The sequence below is a fragment of the Micromonospora echinospora genome, assembly GCF_900091495.1.
GTDB lineage: Bacteria > Actinomycetota > Actinomycetes > Mycobacteriales > Micromonosporaceae > Micromonospora > Micromonospora echinospora.
Genome location: NZ_LT607413.1, coordinates 5045734 through 5060119 on the forward strand (window position 1 = coordinate 5045734; position 14386 = coordinate 5060119).

General features: G+C 70.1%; 12 protein-coding genes. 7 read left to right on the forward strand and 5 right to left on the reverse strand.

The window, feature by feature from the left end; all coding sequences use genetic code 11:
* The first annotated feature begins 181 nt into the window (after positions 1–181).
* Positions 182–1939, forward strand: coding sequence for a hypothetical protein (locus GA0070618_RS22630; protein WP_094977987.1), 1758 nt, complete (start codon positions 182–184; stop codon positions 1937–1939).
* Between the two features lie 70 nt (positions 1940–2009).
* Positions 2010–2945 carry a hypothetical protein gene (locus GA0070618_RS22635; protein ID WP_088983418.1) on the forward strand — a complete coding sequence of 312 codons (936 nt, stop codon included), beginning with the start codon at positions 2010–2012 and terminating at the stop codon, positions 2943–2945.
* A 233-nt stretch (positions 2946–3178) separates the two neighbouring features.
* Here GA0070618_RS22635 and GA0070618_RS22640 read toward each other — a convergent pair whose 3' ends face one another.
* From GA0070618_RS22640 to GA0070618_RS22660, 5 genes are all read right to left on the reverse strand, one after another.
* Entirely contained in the window at positions 3179–4474 is a 1296-nt protein-coding gene (locus tag GA0070618_RS22640) for an MFS transporter (protein ID WP_088983419.1), read from the reverse strand.
* A gap of 235 nt (positions 4475–4709) precedes the next feature.
* Positions 4710–5786, reverse strand: coding sequence for a glycoside hydrolase family 19 protein (locus GA0070618_RS22645; protein WP_088983420.1), 1077 nt, complete (start codon positions 5784–5786; stop codon positions 4710–4712).
* 115 nt (positions 5787–5901) lie between these two features.
* On the reverse strand, positions 5902–6537 hold the full coding sequence (locus GA0070618_RS22650; protein WP_231931408.1) for a LutC/YkgG family protein: 636 nt from the start codon (positions 6535–6537) through the stop codon (positions 5902–5904).
* Positions 6534–8102 (reverse strand): lactate utilization protein B, encoded by a 1569-nt coding sequence (locus GA0070618_RS22655; protein ID WP_088983422.1) that lies wholly within the window; start codon positions 8100–8102, stop codon positions 6534–6536. Before GA0070618_RS22655 ends, GA0070618_RS22650 begins: the two co-directional genes overlap by 4 nt.
* Entirely contained in the window at positions 8099–8848 is a 750-nt protein-coding gene (locus GA0070618_RS22660; RefSeq protein ID WP_088983423.1) for a (Fe-S)-binding protein, read from the reverse strand. The genes GA0070618_RS22655 and GA0070618_RS22660 overlap by 4 nt, the downstream gene beginning before the upstream one ends.
* A 61-nt stretch (positions 8849–8909) precedes the next feature.
* Between GA0070618_RS22660 and GA0070618_RS22665 the strand changes: the two genes are divergently transcribed.
* From GA0070618_RS22665 to GA0070618_RS22685, 5 genes are all read left to right on the forward strand, one after another.
* Complete coding sequence (locus GA0070618_RS22665) at positions 8910–9635, forward strand: FadR/GntR family transcriptional regulator (protein WP_197701598.1); 726 nt, start codon at positions 8910–8912, stop codon at positions 9633–9635.
* Between the two features lie 218 nt (positions 9636–9853).
* Positions 9854–10813: a carbohydrate ABC transporter permease gene (locus GA0070618_RS22670; protein WP_088983424.1), complete on the forward strand. Its 960-nt coding sequence runs from the start codon at positions 9854–9856 to the stop codon at positions 10811–10813.
* A complete protein-coding gene (locus GA0070618_RS22675; protein ID WP_231931409.1) occupies positions 10810–11697 on the forward strand; it encodes a carbohydrate ABC transporter permease in 888 nt (295 codons plus the stop codon). The genes GA0070618_RS22670 and GA0070618_RS22675 overlap by 4 nt, the downstream gene beginning before the upstream one ends.
* A gap of 76 nt (positions 11698–11773) precedes the next feature.
* Positions 11774–13090 (forward strand): ABC transporter substrate-binding protein, encoded by a 1317-nt coding sequence (locus GA0070618_RS22680; protein WP_088983425.1) that lies wholly within the window; start codon positions 11774–11776, stop codon positions 13088–13090.
* Positions 13091–13151: 61 nt separating this feature from the next.
* Positions 13152–14351, forward strand: a complete 1200-nt coding sequence (locus GA0070618_RS22685; protein ID WP_197701599.1) for a glycoside hydrolase family 43 protein — start codon at positions 13152–13154, stop codon at positions 14349–14351.
* Positions 14352–14386: the final 35 nt, after the last annotated feature.

Here is a 14386-nt window from a genome sequence, read left to right on the forward strand (position 1 = left end):
GTAGTCGGTTGCGGGTGCTGTCGGGCTGCTTCATGATCTGGTTCATGTGTGATGTGAAGGGCGGTTGCCGCCCCGTTCGATGAGCAGGCCAGCGCCGATGGGTGGATCGGCTGATCTGGCCTGGTTGGATGACGCACTCCTCGCAGGTGATGTGAGCAGGTATGGCCCTGCGCGGTCGAGGGTGTTCGAGGCCTTTGAGTCGGACCGCGGCGGCGCGGTGGTACGGCGTCTGCTCGCCCGCGCTGTCGATACTTCTCCTGATCTCCGACTGGTGGTTCTGCGGCTCCTTGGTGACCTGTGTCCGCAGGCGGATACCTGGCCTGCTGCGGCTGACGTCGCGGTGGGTGCCCTCGGTGACCCCGATGACCGTGTTCGGCGTGCGGCGGCCCGGCTGTTCGTGGCGGCGGCGGGCCCGGAGGAGGCGGCCGGTGTGCTCTTCGGATCGTCCGACCCGGTGGCGCGCACGGCGTTGGCGGAGGCGTTGTGGCCGCCGCTGCTTCAGTTTGGTGACCGTGGCAACCAGTGGGCCGAGACGGTCGGGCGGATGCGGCGCGACGAGCTCCCAGCGGTGCGTTTCCTCGGGGCCTGCTCGGCCCTGTTGAGTGCCGACCCGCCTGATTGGCCGATGCTGGACGCCGCGGTTCGTGCTGACCTGGTGCCGGCTGCCGAAGCGCTCGGCGGGGTGGGCGGCCGGATCTCGTGGCGGGCCGGTGAACGATGGGCGATCGCCCTCCGCCGCAGGGATCGAGAGCAGGACGCCTATGCGACGGTCGCGCAGTTGGTTCGCGCAGGCGAGGGTGAACTGGCTCGTCAGGCGGGCCTGGGAATCGCGGGAGAGGCGATGTGGACCTGGCGGGCTGCCCCGGCCCGGCTGGCGCCGGTGCTGTCTGCCGTGCTCGCGGAGCCGGCCTCGGCGGTGTGTACCTCGGCTGTCGGTGTGGTGTGCGCGTCGCTGACCGCCACCCGGCTGGTCGCCGACCAGCTCGCGGAGATGGTGGTCGAGTCGAGAGTGTCGGCGACGGTCGCGACGGCCTTGGGCTGCGTGGGGGATGCTCGCGCGGTTCCGGAGTTGCTGCGTCTGTTGCGCGGCGGGCAACCGCATCCCCGGCTCGGTGAGGCGCTCGCCGCAGTAGCGCTGGCGGTGTCCGACCCGACAAGCCTGGTCGCGACCGCCCAGCACGTGCTGGCGGAGCACCAGGGGTCCTGCCACCAGGGGCAGGACTGGCACAGCTCTCCGGCGCTCGTGGCCGTGCGCTGTCTGTCAGCGCTCGGTCCGGACGCGGCGGTCGCAGTGCCCGACCTGACTGCCGTACTCGCCGAGGCGATGGAGCGTGGTGCCCTGGCCGAGGGGCGGCTGGTGGTCTCTGCGCTCGAAGAGATCGGTGCGGCAGCCGCGCCGGCGGTACCGCTCCTGCGCCAGTTCGCCGTCTCGAACGATGCCGCCGCGGATCTCGCCGTTCGCGCGTTGCTCAGGATCACCGGGAACCGCCGCATCGCGGACGACCACCTTGATTCCCGGCCTGAAGAGCTGCGCCGTTGTCGTATCGCCCCCGACCTGTTCGACTGGCTGGTCCAGCACGGCGGCCTCACCGATCGGCAGGTCCGCCAACTGAACCATTTGTTCACCCCGCCAGGTCTGATGCAGGCCAGGGTCGCGATCGCGTACTGGCGGCAGCACGGCCCGCCGGCCGTTCCGGCCCTCCTCGGCACGCTTCCCCAGTACCTCGACGACGAAGCGTACGCACGACCGGCCATGGAAGCCCTCGCCGCGATGGGCCCACACGCACAGCCGGTCATCCCCGCGCTCGACCGGCTGATCGCCTCCCGGCACCGCACGGCGGTGTACCTGGGCGACTTCGACGCCGAGATGCGCGCCGACGAACAACATCTGCAGCTCGCCCTGACGACCCGCGCCCAGATCATCGCCAGCCTCAGCTGACCGGCTACCGCCACAACCGCGAGCTGCCCGTGCACGCCGACCGACACCGAGCAACCAGGAGGACAACCCCGTGCCCAAGACCAGACATGAGCATGACCAGGAGAGCCTGCGCCGGCGGCTGGAGGTCCTCCGGCTCGGCGTCTCGCCGCTGCGCCGCGCCGGCTACCTGATCCCCGATCGGACCGACCCGCAATGGGAGCGGACACCCGAGACGGTCGGTGTCGGCCCGGACAATCGGGCCTTCGCCGTCTGGGCCAGCAGGGAGCAACCGCATCGGCGTCTGATCACCGTGCACGACGGCAGCCGACAGCCGGTTCGGTCGGTATCACTCGACGGGTGCATCCAGCCCTGGTTCGTGCAGCCCCTACCCGGCGACTCGATCCTGCTCGTCCGTTCACGCAACGGCGCTGGCACCAACGCGGAGGTATGGACCCCCGACGGACGACGTGTACACCAGGGTGACCTGGGCGACGCAATCGGACACGTGCTGACCACCCCTGCCGGGGCGATCTGGGTCGGCTACTTCGACGAAGCCATGTCTGGCAACGGCCCCCAGACACACGGCCTGGCCCGCTTCACCGCAGACCTCGAACCAGACTGGCTCTATCCGCAGCGACCGGCAATGCCGGAGATCTTCGACTGCTACGCCCTCAACCTGGCCGCCGAAACAGCATGGACCTGTGCCTACACCCAGTTCCACCTCGTCTCCGTCACTGGCGACACGCCCACCGACCACGGCTCGGCCCCCTACCGCAGCGCGTACGCCCTACTGACCGACGGCACCAGTGGCGCATTCGTCAGCGGCCACGGACCCGAGTACGACCTGGTGACTCCGTTCCAGATCGATGCCGCCGCGGTGACACCCGCCGGTGAACCGACCCGGCTCGTCCTGCCCGACGGCATGGAGGTACGCAGGGCTCGTACCTTCTGCCGCGGCCCGGAACTCCACGTCATCCTCGGAACATCCTGGTACCGCACCGACCTTGGACTTCTCGGTCAGCGGTAGGCTGCCGTCGCCCCAGCCCAGGAGTTACAGGACGTCCCTCAGGGCGTAGACCAGCCCAGCGACCGGCAGAACGCGATGGCGCAAGCCTGGTGGCGGTGGCGCACGCGTCGTGCGGGGCGCGGCCGAGTACATCTCGGCCCAGGCGGTCTCGTTCGCGGCGAGCACCGAAGGCCGACTGTTCGACCGCGCCCCGTGCCTGCGAGGTGTCGTCCGGCCCGTCGGGTCCGCTCCGGTCACGTCGCCTGCGTGGCCGTCCTGGGCAGCTCGCGCGTTGTCCGCAGCGGAGACAGCAGCGCGGGGAGGAAGGCGACGGTCATCCCGGCTGCGCCGATCCACAGCACCGCGGGCGCGCCGAGCAGGCCACCGAGCGTGCCGCCGAGCAGCCCGGCGATCGGCATGCCGCCCCACTGGACGAAGCGGACGGTGGCGCTCATCCGGCCGAGCAGCCGGTCGGGCGTGGCGGCCTGCTGCAGGCCCACCTGACCGATCAGGCGGACCACGCCGCCGGCGGAGACCAGAGCCAGCCCGGCCACGGCGAGCCAGAGCGGCCAGCCGCTCCGGGTCGCCGGCATCAGGGCAGCTGCCGGTGCTGTGCACAACGGGGCCAGCCAGACGGCCGGGCCGGCGCCGATCCCGGCGATCACGCGACGGGCCAGCAGCGCGCCGGTGAACCCGCCGCCGGCCATCACGGACAGCACCAGGCCGATGCCGAACGAGCCCAGGCCAAGATGCCGGGAGAGGAACACCAACAGCATCGTCTGGTACGTGACGAGGAAGAGGCTGAAGACACCGTCGGTTAGCAGCATCGGCCGCAGCAGCGGATGGCCGAGCACGAATCGCAGTCCCTCCGCGACCTCGCGCGACAGGTGCCGGGCGGCGCCCGACGGTGGCCGCGCCTCCGGTGTCCGGATCCGCAGCACGCCCAGGGCGGACAGCAGCATCCCGGCAGAACTCGCGACCAGCGTCAGCGGTGCCCCCAACCAGCCCACCAGCGGCCCGGCCACCCCGGGGCCGCTGATGCTGACAGCGGAGCGGGCTGCGGCGATCTTCGCGTTGCCCTCGACCAGGTGCTCGCGGGCGACCAGCGCCGGCAGGTAGCTGGTGTAGCTGACGTCGAACAACACGGTCAGCAGGCCGTGGGCCAGCGCGACCGCGAACAGCAGCCAGATGGTCAACGCGTCCGCCCACCAGGCCACCGGTACGAGCAGCAGCAGCGCCGCCCGCAGCAGATCCGTGTAGACCATGACCGGGCGCTTGCGCCAACGGTCGATCCACGCCCCCGCCGGCAGCCCGATCAGCAGCGACCCGGCCGTGGTCATCGCGGTCAGCACCCCGACCTCGAACTCGTCCGCGTCCAGCCAGACGATCGCCACCAGCGGCAGCGCGAGAAACACGAAGCGATCGGCGAGTTGACCAGCCACGGTGGCGCCGAAGAAGCGACGGAAATCAGGCTCGCGAAGCAGGCCGAGACCGGATCGTCGAGGAACCTCTCCCTGAATTCTCCGCGCCGGCACACCGGTTTCTACCATACGGAGCCACGCCTGACTTCCTCTGTGGACGCGAGCGGTCTACCGGCCGCCACAGCGTGGTGATCTGCTGGCTCGTGAGCGCGGTGCGTGATCGCTCCGAGGTCGAGCCCGTCGTCCTCGGTGGCCCCCGGCCACCGGTGGTCGCCCGCCCTCGGGTGCTCGTCACAGGGCGGGCACCCGAGGACGGAGGAGGCCGGGCCGGACTGCGGTGAGCCCGGCCCGGAGAAGCGGTGGATCAGCAGTAGAGGTTGGCTCCGGCCGGCACGCCGAGCATGCCGACGAACTGCTGGTATTTGGTGACGCGGCTCTGCACCTGACCGGGGTTCCCGCCGTTGCATTCGATTGAGCCGTTGATACTGCGGATGGTCTCGCCGAACCCGGCCCCGGTGACCATCGCGTTGTGGGCGGTCATGGTGCCGGGCCCGTTCTGGGTCATCCAGTACCAGATGGCGGTCTTCCAGGCCACGGCAGCGTCGTTCTGCACCAGCCAGGGGTTGGTCAGCAGGGGCAGCCCGAGGGCGTTGCCGGCGGCGTTGTAGTTGAAGTTCCAGCTCAGCTGGATCGGCCCGCGCCCGTAGTAGGCGGCCTGCCCGGCGGGGCAGCCGTAGGGTTGGCCGGCGTCGCAGTAGTGCGGGTAGTTCCCGGTGTTCTGCTCCACGATGTGGACGAGTCCGCCGGTCTCGTGGTGCACGTTCGCCAGGAAGGCCGCCGCCTCCTGCCGCTGGACCGTGGCGCTCCCGGTCCTGGTGAACGCCGGGTAGGCGCTGAGGGCGGCGACGAGGCCGGAGTACGTGTAGAAGGGGTTCCGGCTCGGGAACATCTGGTTGAACTGCCCCTCGGTGACCACGAAGCCGCCGGTACCGGGGGGCGGGGTGGTGGGCGGCTGGCCGCTACAGGTGTACGGCTCCCAGTACCAGGTGCTGATGATGGGGTCGTACCCGGGATTGTCGTGCTCGGCGATGTAGTACAGCCCGTTGGTGTACCGCACGATGCTGCCGGCGGGGTACCAGGTGCCGGCGACCCAGTTCGGGTGGTTGCAGGTTCCTCCCGGCGGTGGCGTGGTGCCGCCGTCGCAGGCGCCGAGGTCCTGCCAGACGCCGGTGGTGCCCGGGGGAGCCTCGTTCTGGGTCCACCACTTCGCCTGGTAGTTGCGCCTGTTGTGGGAGACCTGGTCCCCTTGCCAGTAGACGGCCGACGACTGCCACGACGCCGCGCAGGCGGCTGCCGACGCAGGGGTCGACGGGATGATCACCATGAGCCCACCGGCGACAACCAGTGCCGCGAGCGCGATCATGGCGCGCAGTCTGGACATGCGGTCACTCCTTCCTGGGGTCAGCGGGCCGACGAGAGGGCCACACATCGATAGGAATGACTGTAACATGTTCTGTTCACAAACTTTACTATTCATGTTCCGCTCCGGCGGAGCGTCAGCCGACGATGACGACGTCGAGACGGCGTGGGCCGTGCACACCCTCGATGCGGTGCAGTTCGATGTCGCTGGTGGCGCTCGGACCGCTGACGAAGGTGAGCGGCCGCGTCGGGTCCAGCCGGGCCAACGCCTCGGGGACGAGGCCGACGACCTGGGCGGCGTCGACCACGCAGACGTGGTGATCGGGGATAAGCGACAGGATCCGCCGGCCCTGGCCCGGGCCCGCGTTCAGGACGAGGGTTCCGGTGTCGGCGATCGCGACGGCGCAGCCGGTGACGACGGCGTCGGCGGTGTCGAGGTCGCCGACGGCCAGCGGCGGCTGGTCGGCGAGCACGGCCGCCTCTGCTGTCGTCGCCCGCCAGCGGGTCAGCCACTCCGGTGGTGTCCCGGCGGGGACGACGAGCCGTCGTACGCCGTCGAGGGCGTCGGCGACGGCCGTCCCCACCTCGTCGGCGCCGCACCGGCGTACCCCGGCGTGGTAGTCGCGGAGCCGATCGGCGAACTGGTCGAGCAGTTCGGGATGGCCCGGGGAACGGGTGTCCGCCCGCCGGTAGCCGCGCGGCACCTCGACCCCACCGACCTGGTCCGTCGTCGCCCGCCGGATGCGGTCGAGGATGCGCTCGCGGGCGTTCACGGCGTACTCCTGTCGTCTGGGGCGGACCGGCTTCCGTCGTCCGGGGCGGACGGGCTCCCATCGTCCGGGCCGGACCGGGCCCACCATTCGCGGAACGTCTGTGCCGGTGGCGCGGGCAGGTCCCGGCTCCGGGTCCAGGCCGCGCCCGGTCCGGGCAGCCGGCGGATCCGGGGACGCGGATCCCCTCGGCGACTCTGCCACCGGGCCAGGAGCCGGCCGGCTCGACTGAGCCGCTGGGCGAGCGCGAGCCGACGGGGGTCGCGCAGGATCCACGCCAGCGCGCCGAGTCCGGCCGCCTCGGCCGACGGCGGTCGCCCGGGCCCGCGCCGGGCGTCGGTCGCCCGGGACCGCAGATGGACCAGCATGCTCGGGATGTCGATGCGGACCGGACAGGCGTCGAAGCAGGCCCCGCAGAGCGACGACGCGAACGGCAGCGAGGCGTTCGGGTCGCCACTGCCCGTGATGCCGGTCAGTTGCGGGGAGAGCACGGCCCCGATCGGTCCGGGATAGACCGACCCGTACGCGTGACCGCCGACCCGCTCGTACACGGGGCAGACGTTCAGGCAGGCCGAACAGCGGATGCAGTGCAGGGCGGCGCGGCCCTGCGGGTCCGCGAGGACCCCCGTCCGGCCGTTGTCGAGCAGGACCACGTGGACCCGCTGCGGTCCGTCGCCGGGCGTCACCCCGGTCCACATCGAGGTGTACGGGTTCATCCGCTCGCCGGTGCTGGACCGGGGGAGCAGTTGGAGGAACACCTCCAGGTCCCGCCAGGTCGGCACGAGCTTCTCGATGCCCACGACGGTGATGAGGGTTTCCGGCAGTGTGAGGCACATCCGCCCGTTGCCCTCGGACTCCACCACCGACAGGGTGCCGGTCTCGGCGACGGCAAAGTTCGCCCCGGAGACCGCGACCCGGGCCCGCAGGAACGTGCTGCGCAGATGCCGGCGGGCCGCCTCGGCCAGGGCGGCCGGGTCGTCGGTGAGCGCCGGATCGGCGTCGGGCATCTCCCGCAGGAAGATGTCCCGGATCTCCCGACGGTTGCGGTGGATGGCCGGGACCAGGATATGGCTGCCCTCGTCCCGGCCCAGCTGGACGATCAGCTCGGCGAGGTCGGTCTCCACCGCCCGTACGCCCGCTTCGGCCAGCGCGTCGTTGAGGCGGATCTCCTGGGTGACCATGGACTTGACCTTGACGACCTCGTCGGCGCCGGTCTCCCGGACCAGTTCGGTGACGATCCGGCAGGCTTCCTCGGCGTCCGCCGCCCAGTGCACGGTGGCGCCCCGGGCGGTGGCGGCGGACTCGAACCTGGTCAGCAGTTCCGGCAGCCGGGCCAGGACGTCGGCCTTGATGGCGCTGCCGGCGAGCCGCAGTTCCTCCCAGTCCGGGACCTCGGCGACGACCGTGCGCCGCTTCTCCCGGATGGTGGCCGTGGCGTTGCCGAGATTGCGGCGCAGCTGCGTGTCGCGCAGCGCCCGTGCCGCGGCGGCCGGGAACGGCTGGTCGCCGCGGAGCCGGGAGCCGGGGGCGCCGGTCGGTGGGCCGGGCATGCCGAGGAACGTCCTCATCGGGTGGCCTCCGTAGCCAGGATCTCCGCCAGGTGTACCGCCCGGATCTCGCCGCGCGGCGTCGAGGTGGTCAGCCGGGTCAGGCCGCCACCGATGTGCAGCAGGCACGACGCGTCGCCGGCGGTGACCACCCGTGCGCCGGTCGACCGGATGTGCCGCAGCTTGTCGGCCAGCATGGCCGCTGAGGTGTCGGCGTTCTTCAGCGCGAACGTGCCGCCGAAGCCGCAGCACTCCTCGGCCCCGGGCAGTTCGACGAGGTCGATGTCGCGCACCTGGCGCAGCAGCCGCAGCGGCCGGTCCGCCACCCGGGTCATCCGGAGCGAGTGGCAGGTCGGGTGGTACGTGACCCGGTGCGGGTAGCTCGCGCCGACGTCGGTGACGCGGAGGACGTCGACCAGCAGTTCGCTCAGCTCGTACGTCCGCGCGGCGACGGCCCGGGCCCGGGCGGCCAGTTCGGTGTCGCCCGCGGCCTGCGCCACCGCCGCGTGCTGGTGCCGGATCGACCCGGTGCAGGAACCGGACGGTACGACCACCGCCTCGGCGTCCTCGAACGTCTCGACGTGACGGCGGACCAGGGGGAGTGCCTGGCGCGGGTATCCGGAGTTGACGTGCATCTGCCCGCAGCAGGTCTGCGCCGGGTCGAAGGTCACCTGATGGCCGAGGCGGCGCAGCAACCGGACGGTGGCGACGCCGACCTGTGGAGCGATGGTGTCGGCCAGGCAGGTTACGAAGAGGGCGATGCGCACGGCCTAAATGGTCAGGCCATTTCGGTCGTGGTGCAAGCCCTCGAATGTCTAGACTCGCGCCGTGACGCCGGAGCAGCTCTTCTCGCCGGTCGTGGGTGCCCGCCCCCACGAGGCGATCCTCGACCAGGTCGAGCGGCTGCTCAGCGCCGGCCTGATCCGCCCCGGCGACCGGCTGCCCAGTGAACGTGTCCTCGCCGAGCGGCTCGGCGTCAGCCGTCCCACCGTCCGGGAGGCGATGCGGACCCTGGAGGCGCTCGGCGTCGTCCTTCCCACGCAGACCGTCGGGCGGGGCAGCGCCGCGGTGGTCGCCGGCCGGGCCGACGCCGCCCTCGGGGCGGTGCTGCGCCTCGCCATCGCCACCAGCGGCCTGTCGGTACCGGACATCGTCGACACCCGGGTCCTGCTCGAGCGGCACGCGGTGTCCCGCCTGGCCCGCGCGCCCGAACCCCGGCTCGACGCGGCCGAGGCGCTGCTGCGGGAGATGGACGACGCCGGGCTGACCCCCGAGCGGTTCCACGCCGCCGACGTGCGGTTCCACATCGCGCTCGCCGACGCGGCCGGCAACCGCGCGGTGGCCCTGATGATGTCGTCGCTACGGCATGCGATCGAGGGGTACGTGTTGGACCTGGTCGGCGGACTGGACGACTGGCCAACCGTGTGCCGGCGGTTGCGGGTCGAGCACCGGGGCATCCTGGCCGCTGTCGTCGACCGCGACGCGGACGAGGCGGCCCGGCGGGTCGAGGAGCACATCCGTGCCTTCCACGACGTCGCCACCGGAGTCCGCTGAGCTCCGGGCTCCGGTGCGACAGGCGCCGCCGGCCGGCTGAATCCGCTGGTACGGGAAGCGCCTGACGAACGGCCGCAGTGTGGCGCCGACCTGCTGGCGGTGCGTCTCGATGCCTTGACAGTCGCCGTAACACGGTTGATACTTCCAGGCTAAGTGAAACGATTCATAAAGTCGTGGAAATCACCGAGCGACGCTGACGAGCAGGGGAAACCGTGGACATGGCCGAGGTGGTGAGACCGTCCTCCGCACCCCCACCGGAACAGCCGCCGGACGGCGAGGCGGACCGGAGAACCCGGCGGACGCCGCGCCGAGGCGGGCGGCGGGCACATGGCGCGGTCGCCGTTCTCCTCCTGCCCTTCGTCGTGCTCTTCCTGCTCTTCTACCTTGCGCCGATCGGATACGCGCTCTACCAGTCCTTCTTCAAGGTGCAACGCGACGGGACGTTCGGTCGCCCGGAAACCGTCTTCGGTGGCTTCGAGCAGTACGTCAGGGTCTTCGAGAACGAGGCGTTCCGGGAGAGCGTCGGCCGGGTGCTGCTGTTCGGGATCGTCCAGGTGCCGCTGATGCTGGGACTGGCCCTGCTCTTCGCCCTGCTGCTCGATTCTGGCCTGCTGCCGTTGAAGCGTTTCTTCCGGCTCGCCTACTTCACGCCGTACGCGGTGCCCGGGGTCATCGCGGCGATCATCTGGGGATTCCTCTACTCGCCCGCGCTGTCGCCGTTCAGTTGGGTCACCGAACGCGTGCCGTTCATGTCCGGGTCGCTGGTCCTGTGGTCGCTGGCGAACATCACCACCTGGATGTTCACCGGCTACAACATGTTGATCATTTATGCGGCTCTCAAGGCGGTGCCCCAGGAGTTGTACGAGGCCGCCAGGCTGGACGGGGCCGGCGACATCCGGATCGCGCTCTCCATCAAGGTGCCCATGGTGCGTCCGGCGTTGGCACTCACCGGCGTCTTCTCCATCATTGGAACGCTACAACTCTTCACCGAACCCCAGGTCTTCCGGTCCCTGACCACTGCCGTCACCGGCAGCTACACGCCCAACCTGGTCGTCTACAGCACCTCGGTGATACCGAACTTCAACCTCGCCGCCGCGTTCTCGGTCGTCCTGGCACTGGCCACGTTCGCGTTGTCGTTCATCTTCCTCCGGATCACCCAGAGGGGGTCGTCGCTGTGACCGTGACCGGACGGACCCCGGTGCCCGCCGAGAAACGGGGCGTGACCATCCCGTACTCCCGAAAGCTGCTGCCGCTGCTGGTCATGGTGGTCTTCGTCGGCTACATGCTCGCGCCGTTGTGGTGGCTCCTGATCGCGGCCAGCAAGAACCGCGCCGACCTGACCTCGACCAACCCGTTGTGGTTCGCCGACTTCGACCTCCTCGACAATCTGCGCGACCTGTTCACCTTCCAGGACGGACTGTTCGTCCGCTGGATCCTCAACAGCGTCCTCTACGCCGGAGTCGGCGCGCTCGGCGCGACCGTCATCGCCGGGATGGCCGGTTACGCCCTGGCGAAGTTCGAGTTCCCCGGTCGGGAGGTCGTCTTCAACGTGGTGCTGGGCGGCGTGCTGCTGCCCGCCACCACGCTCGCCCTTCCCCTGTTCCTCCTGCTGAGTCAGGCCGGCATGGCCGACACCCTCTGGGCGGTGCTGCTGCCCAGCCTGGTCAGCCCCTTCGGCGTCTACCTCAGCCGGGTGTACGCGGCCAGCAGCGTTCCCGACGAACTGCTCGAAGCCGCCCGCGTCGACGGAACCGGCGAGGTGCGCGCGTTCTTCCGGGTGGCGGCGCCGCTCATGACGCCCGGCCTGGTCACCGTGTTCCTGTTCCAGTTCGTGCAGATCTGGAACAACTTCTTCCTGCCCCTGATCATGCTGCGGGACGAGTCACTCTTCCCGGTCACGCTCGGTCTCTTCGCCTGGAACAGCCAGGCGACCCAACAGGCGCCGGAACTGCGCACGCTGGTGATCGTCGGCGCCGCGGTCTCGGTTGTTCCCCTGATCATCGCATTTCTCTCCCTGCAACGGTTCTGGCGGTCCGGACTGACCACGGGCGGAGTGAAGTAACACGCCCTGACCGCCGGCCTGGACAGGTATCCCACCCCCGAACGAAAGAAAAGAGGGTTCAATCGTGGATCGCTGGATGAGGCGCGGCGCCGTGGGTGGCGCGCTGGCGGTGGTGCTCGCCGTCGCCGGCTGCGGGGGCGGCGACGAGCCGGACGACGCGGCACAGGCGTGCGCGCCCGCCGGCAAGCCCGTCACGCTGGAGTACTACTCCTGGGTGCCGGGAATGGACAAGGTAATCGACATCTGGAACGCCAAGAACCCCGACATCCAGGTCAAGTTCGTCACCGGCCCGGCCGGGCCCGACGGGGCGTACCAGAACTTCTTCAACGGCATCAAGGCCGGTAACGCGCCGGATCTCGCCCAGGTCGAGTACGACTCGCTGGCGAGTTTCCGGCTCCAGGACGGCCTGGTCAACCTGGCCGACTGCGAGGGCGTACCGGAGGTCAAGGACAAGTTCGTCCCCTGGACCTGGCAGCAGGTCTCCTTCGGTGAGGCCGACGCGGTCTACGCGGTGCCGCAGGACATCGGTCCGATCGGCATGTACTACCGCGCCGACCTCTTCCAGGCCGCCGGGCTCAAACCGCCGACCACCTGGGAGGAGTACTACGCGGCGGCGAAGGTGATCCGCACCAAGGGCGGCCACATCCACCACTTCGCCTCCGGCGACGTCAACTGGTTCCTCGGCCAGATCTGGCAGGCCGGCGGACGCTGGTTCTCCGTCGACGGCGACCAGTGGACCGTGAACCTGACCGGGCCCGAGTCGCAGCAGGTCGCCAACTACTGGCAGCGGATGCTGGACGAGGAACTGGCCCGGCCGATGGCGGGCTGGTCCGACGAGTGGTGGAACGCGATGGACTCCGGTCAGATCTGGACCTGGGTCAGCCCGTACTGGGCCAACGCCCTGCTGTCCCAGAACGCCCCGAAGACCAGCGACAAGTGGGCGGTCACCTACATGCCGCAGTGGACCGCCGGCCAGCGGGCCGCCGGCAACTGGGGTGGATCCACCACCGCCGTGTTGCGTTCCGCCGAACACCCCTTCGAGGCGGCCAAGTTCGCGACCTGGCTGAACAGCGACCCCGAGGCCCTGAAGGCGCTCAACGAGAACGGCGGCCTCTACCCGGCGACGGTCGAGGGCCAGCGGATGCCGGCGCTGGCGAAGCCCCTGCCGTACTTCGGCGGCCAGGACATTTCTGGCATCTTCGCCGAGGCGGCCGGAAACGTGAACGCGGACTTCCCCTGGGGCCCGACCATGACGCAGACCTACAGCGACGTCCGGGACGGCTTCGCCGGTGCCGTCGAAGGCAAGGGCAACCTGAACTCCGCCCTCGAATCCGCCCAGAAGTCCACCGTCGACGCGCTGAAGTCGCAGTCGATCCCCGTCGCCGGCGGCTGACCGGACCTCCCGACCTGGTTCGTCAACCCGCCAGCACGGTTCCCGAAGGAGACCCGAATTGATGTCGTTGAAACGCCTCCTCCACGGCCGGTTCCGCCGGCACGTGGCGGTCGCCCTGACCATCACCGTCGTCGCCGCCGGCGTGGCCGGCTCCGCCAACGCCGGCCCCACCCGCAAGACGAACCACGTCGCGGGCACGATGGGCGCCAAGGTCGCCGACAGCCTGCCCTGCGCGGCCACCCAGCAGCTGCGGGACATCCGCATCCACGACCCGTTCATCATGCCCGACCCGGTCAGCGGCATCTACTACCTCTACCAGGGCACCACGGTCCGCCGGAGCATCGACCTGAAGAACTGGTGCGCGCCGGAGACGGTGTTCACCAACCCGCAGGGGTCCTGGGCGAACGCGGCACACGGCACGTGGGCGCCAGAGGCCTGGTACTACAACGGCAAGTACTACTGGTTCGCCACCCTGCACAACCGCAACCGGGTGCTGGCCACCGCCTCGACCAACGGGCAGCACTGCGGTGACTGCGGTCAGGTCTGGCAGAACCAGCACTGGCGCGGCACGGTCATCGCTGCCGCCGACTCGCCGATGGGGCCGTTCGAGCTGCTCAACCTCGACTCGCCGGTCGCCCCGTCGAGCCACATGACGCTCGACGGAACCCTCTACGTCGACCCCGACGGGCAGCCGTGGATGGTCTACGCCCACGAGTGGGTCCAGAAGATCGACGGCACGATCGAGGCCATCCGGCTGGAGCGCGACGGTGCGGGCAACCTGACCGGCCGTGGACAGGGCGACCCGATCTACCTGTTCAAGGGCTCGGACGCCCCCTGGTACTACCAGGAGGGCATGGTCAACGCGGGGCAGCTGCCGCCGTACGTCACCGACGGTCCCTCGTTCTACCGCACCAACAGCAACGAACTGCTGATGTTCTGGACCAGCTACCGCAAGCACAACAACGAGTACGTGGTGACGTTGGCCCGCTCCACGTCCGGCGACCTCAAGGGTCCCTGGACCCAGGAGGACGTGGTGGTCACCGAGAACAAGGGGCACTCGATGCTCTTCCGCACCTTCGCCGACAAGCAGAACCCGCACGGCACGATCATGATGTCGCTGCACAACAACATGAACGGCGGCAGCGTCATGCGGACCGAGCTGTACGAGATGCGGGAGACCGGACGCAGCCTCGTGGTGGAGAAGCAGCGGACCGACCTCGACGGCGACCCCGTGTCGCACTGGGTCTGGCCGCGGCCGTGACGCCACACCGCACCGGCGGGTGACCGGACACCCGC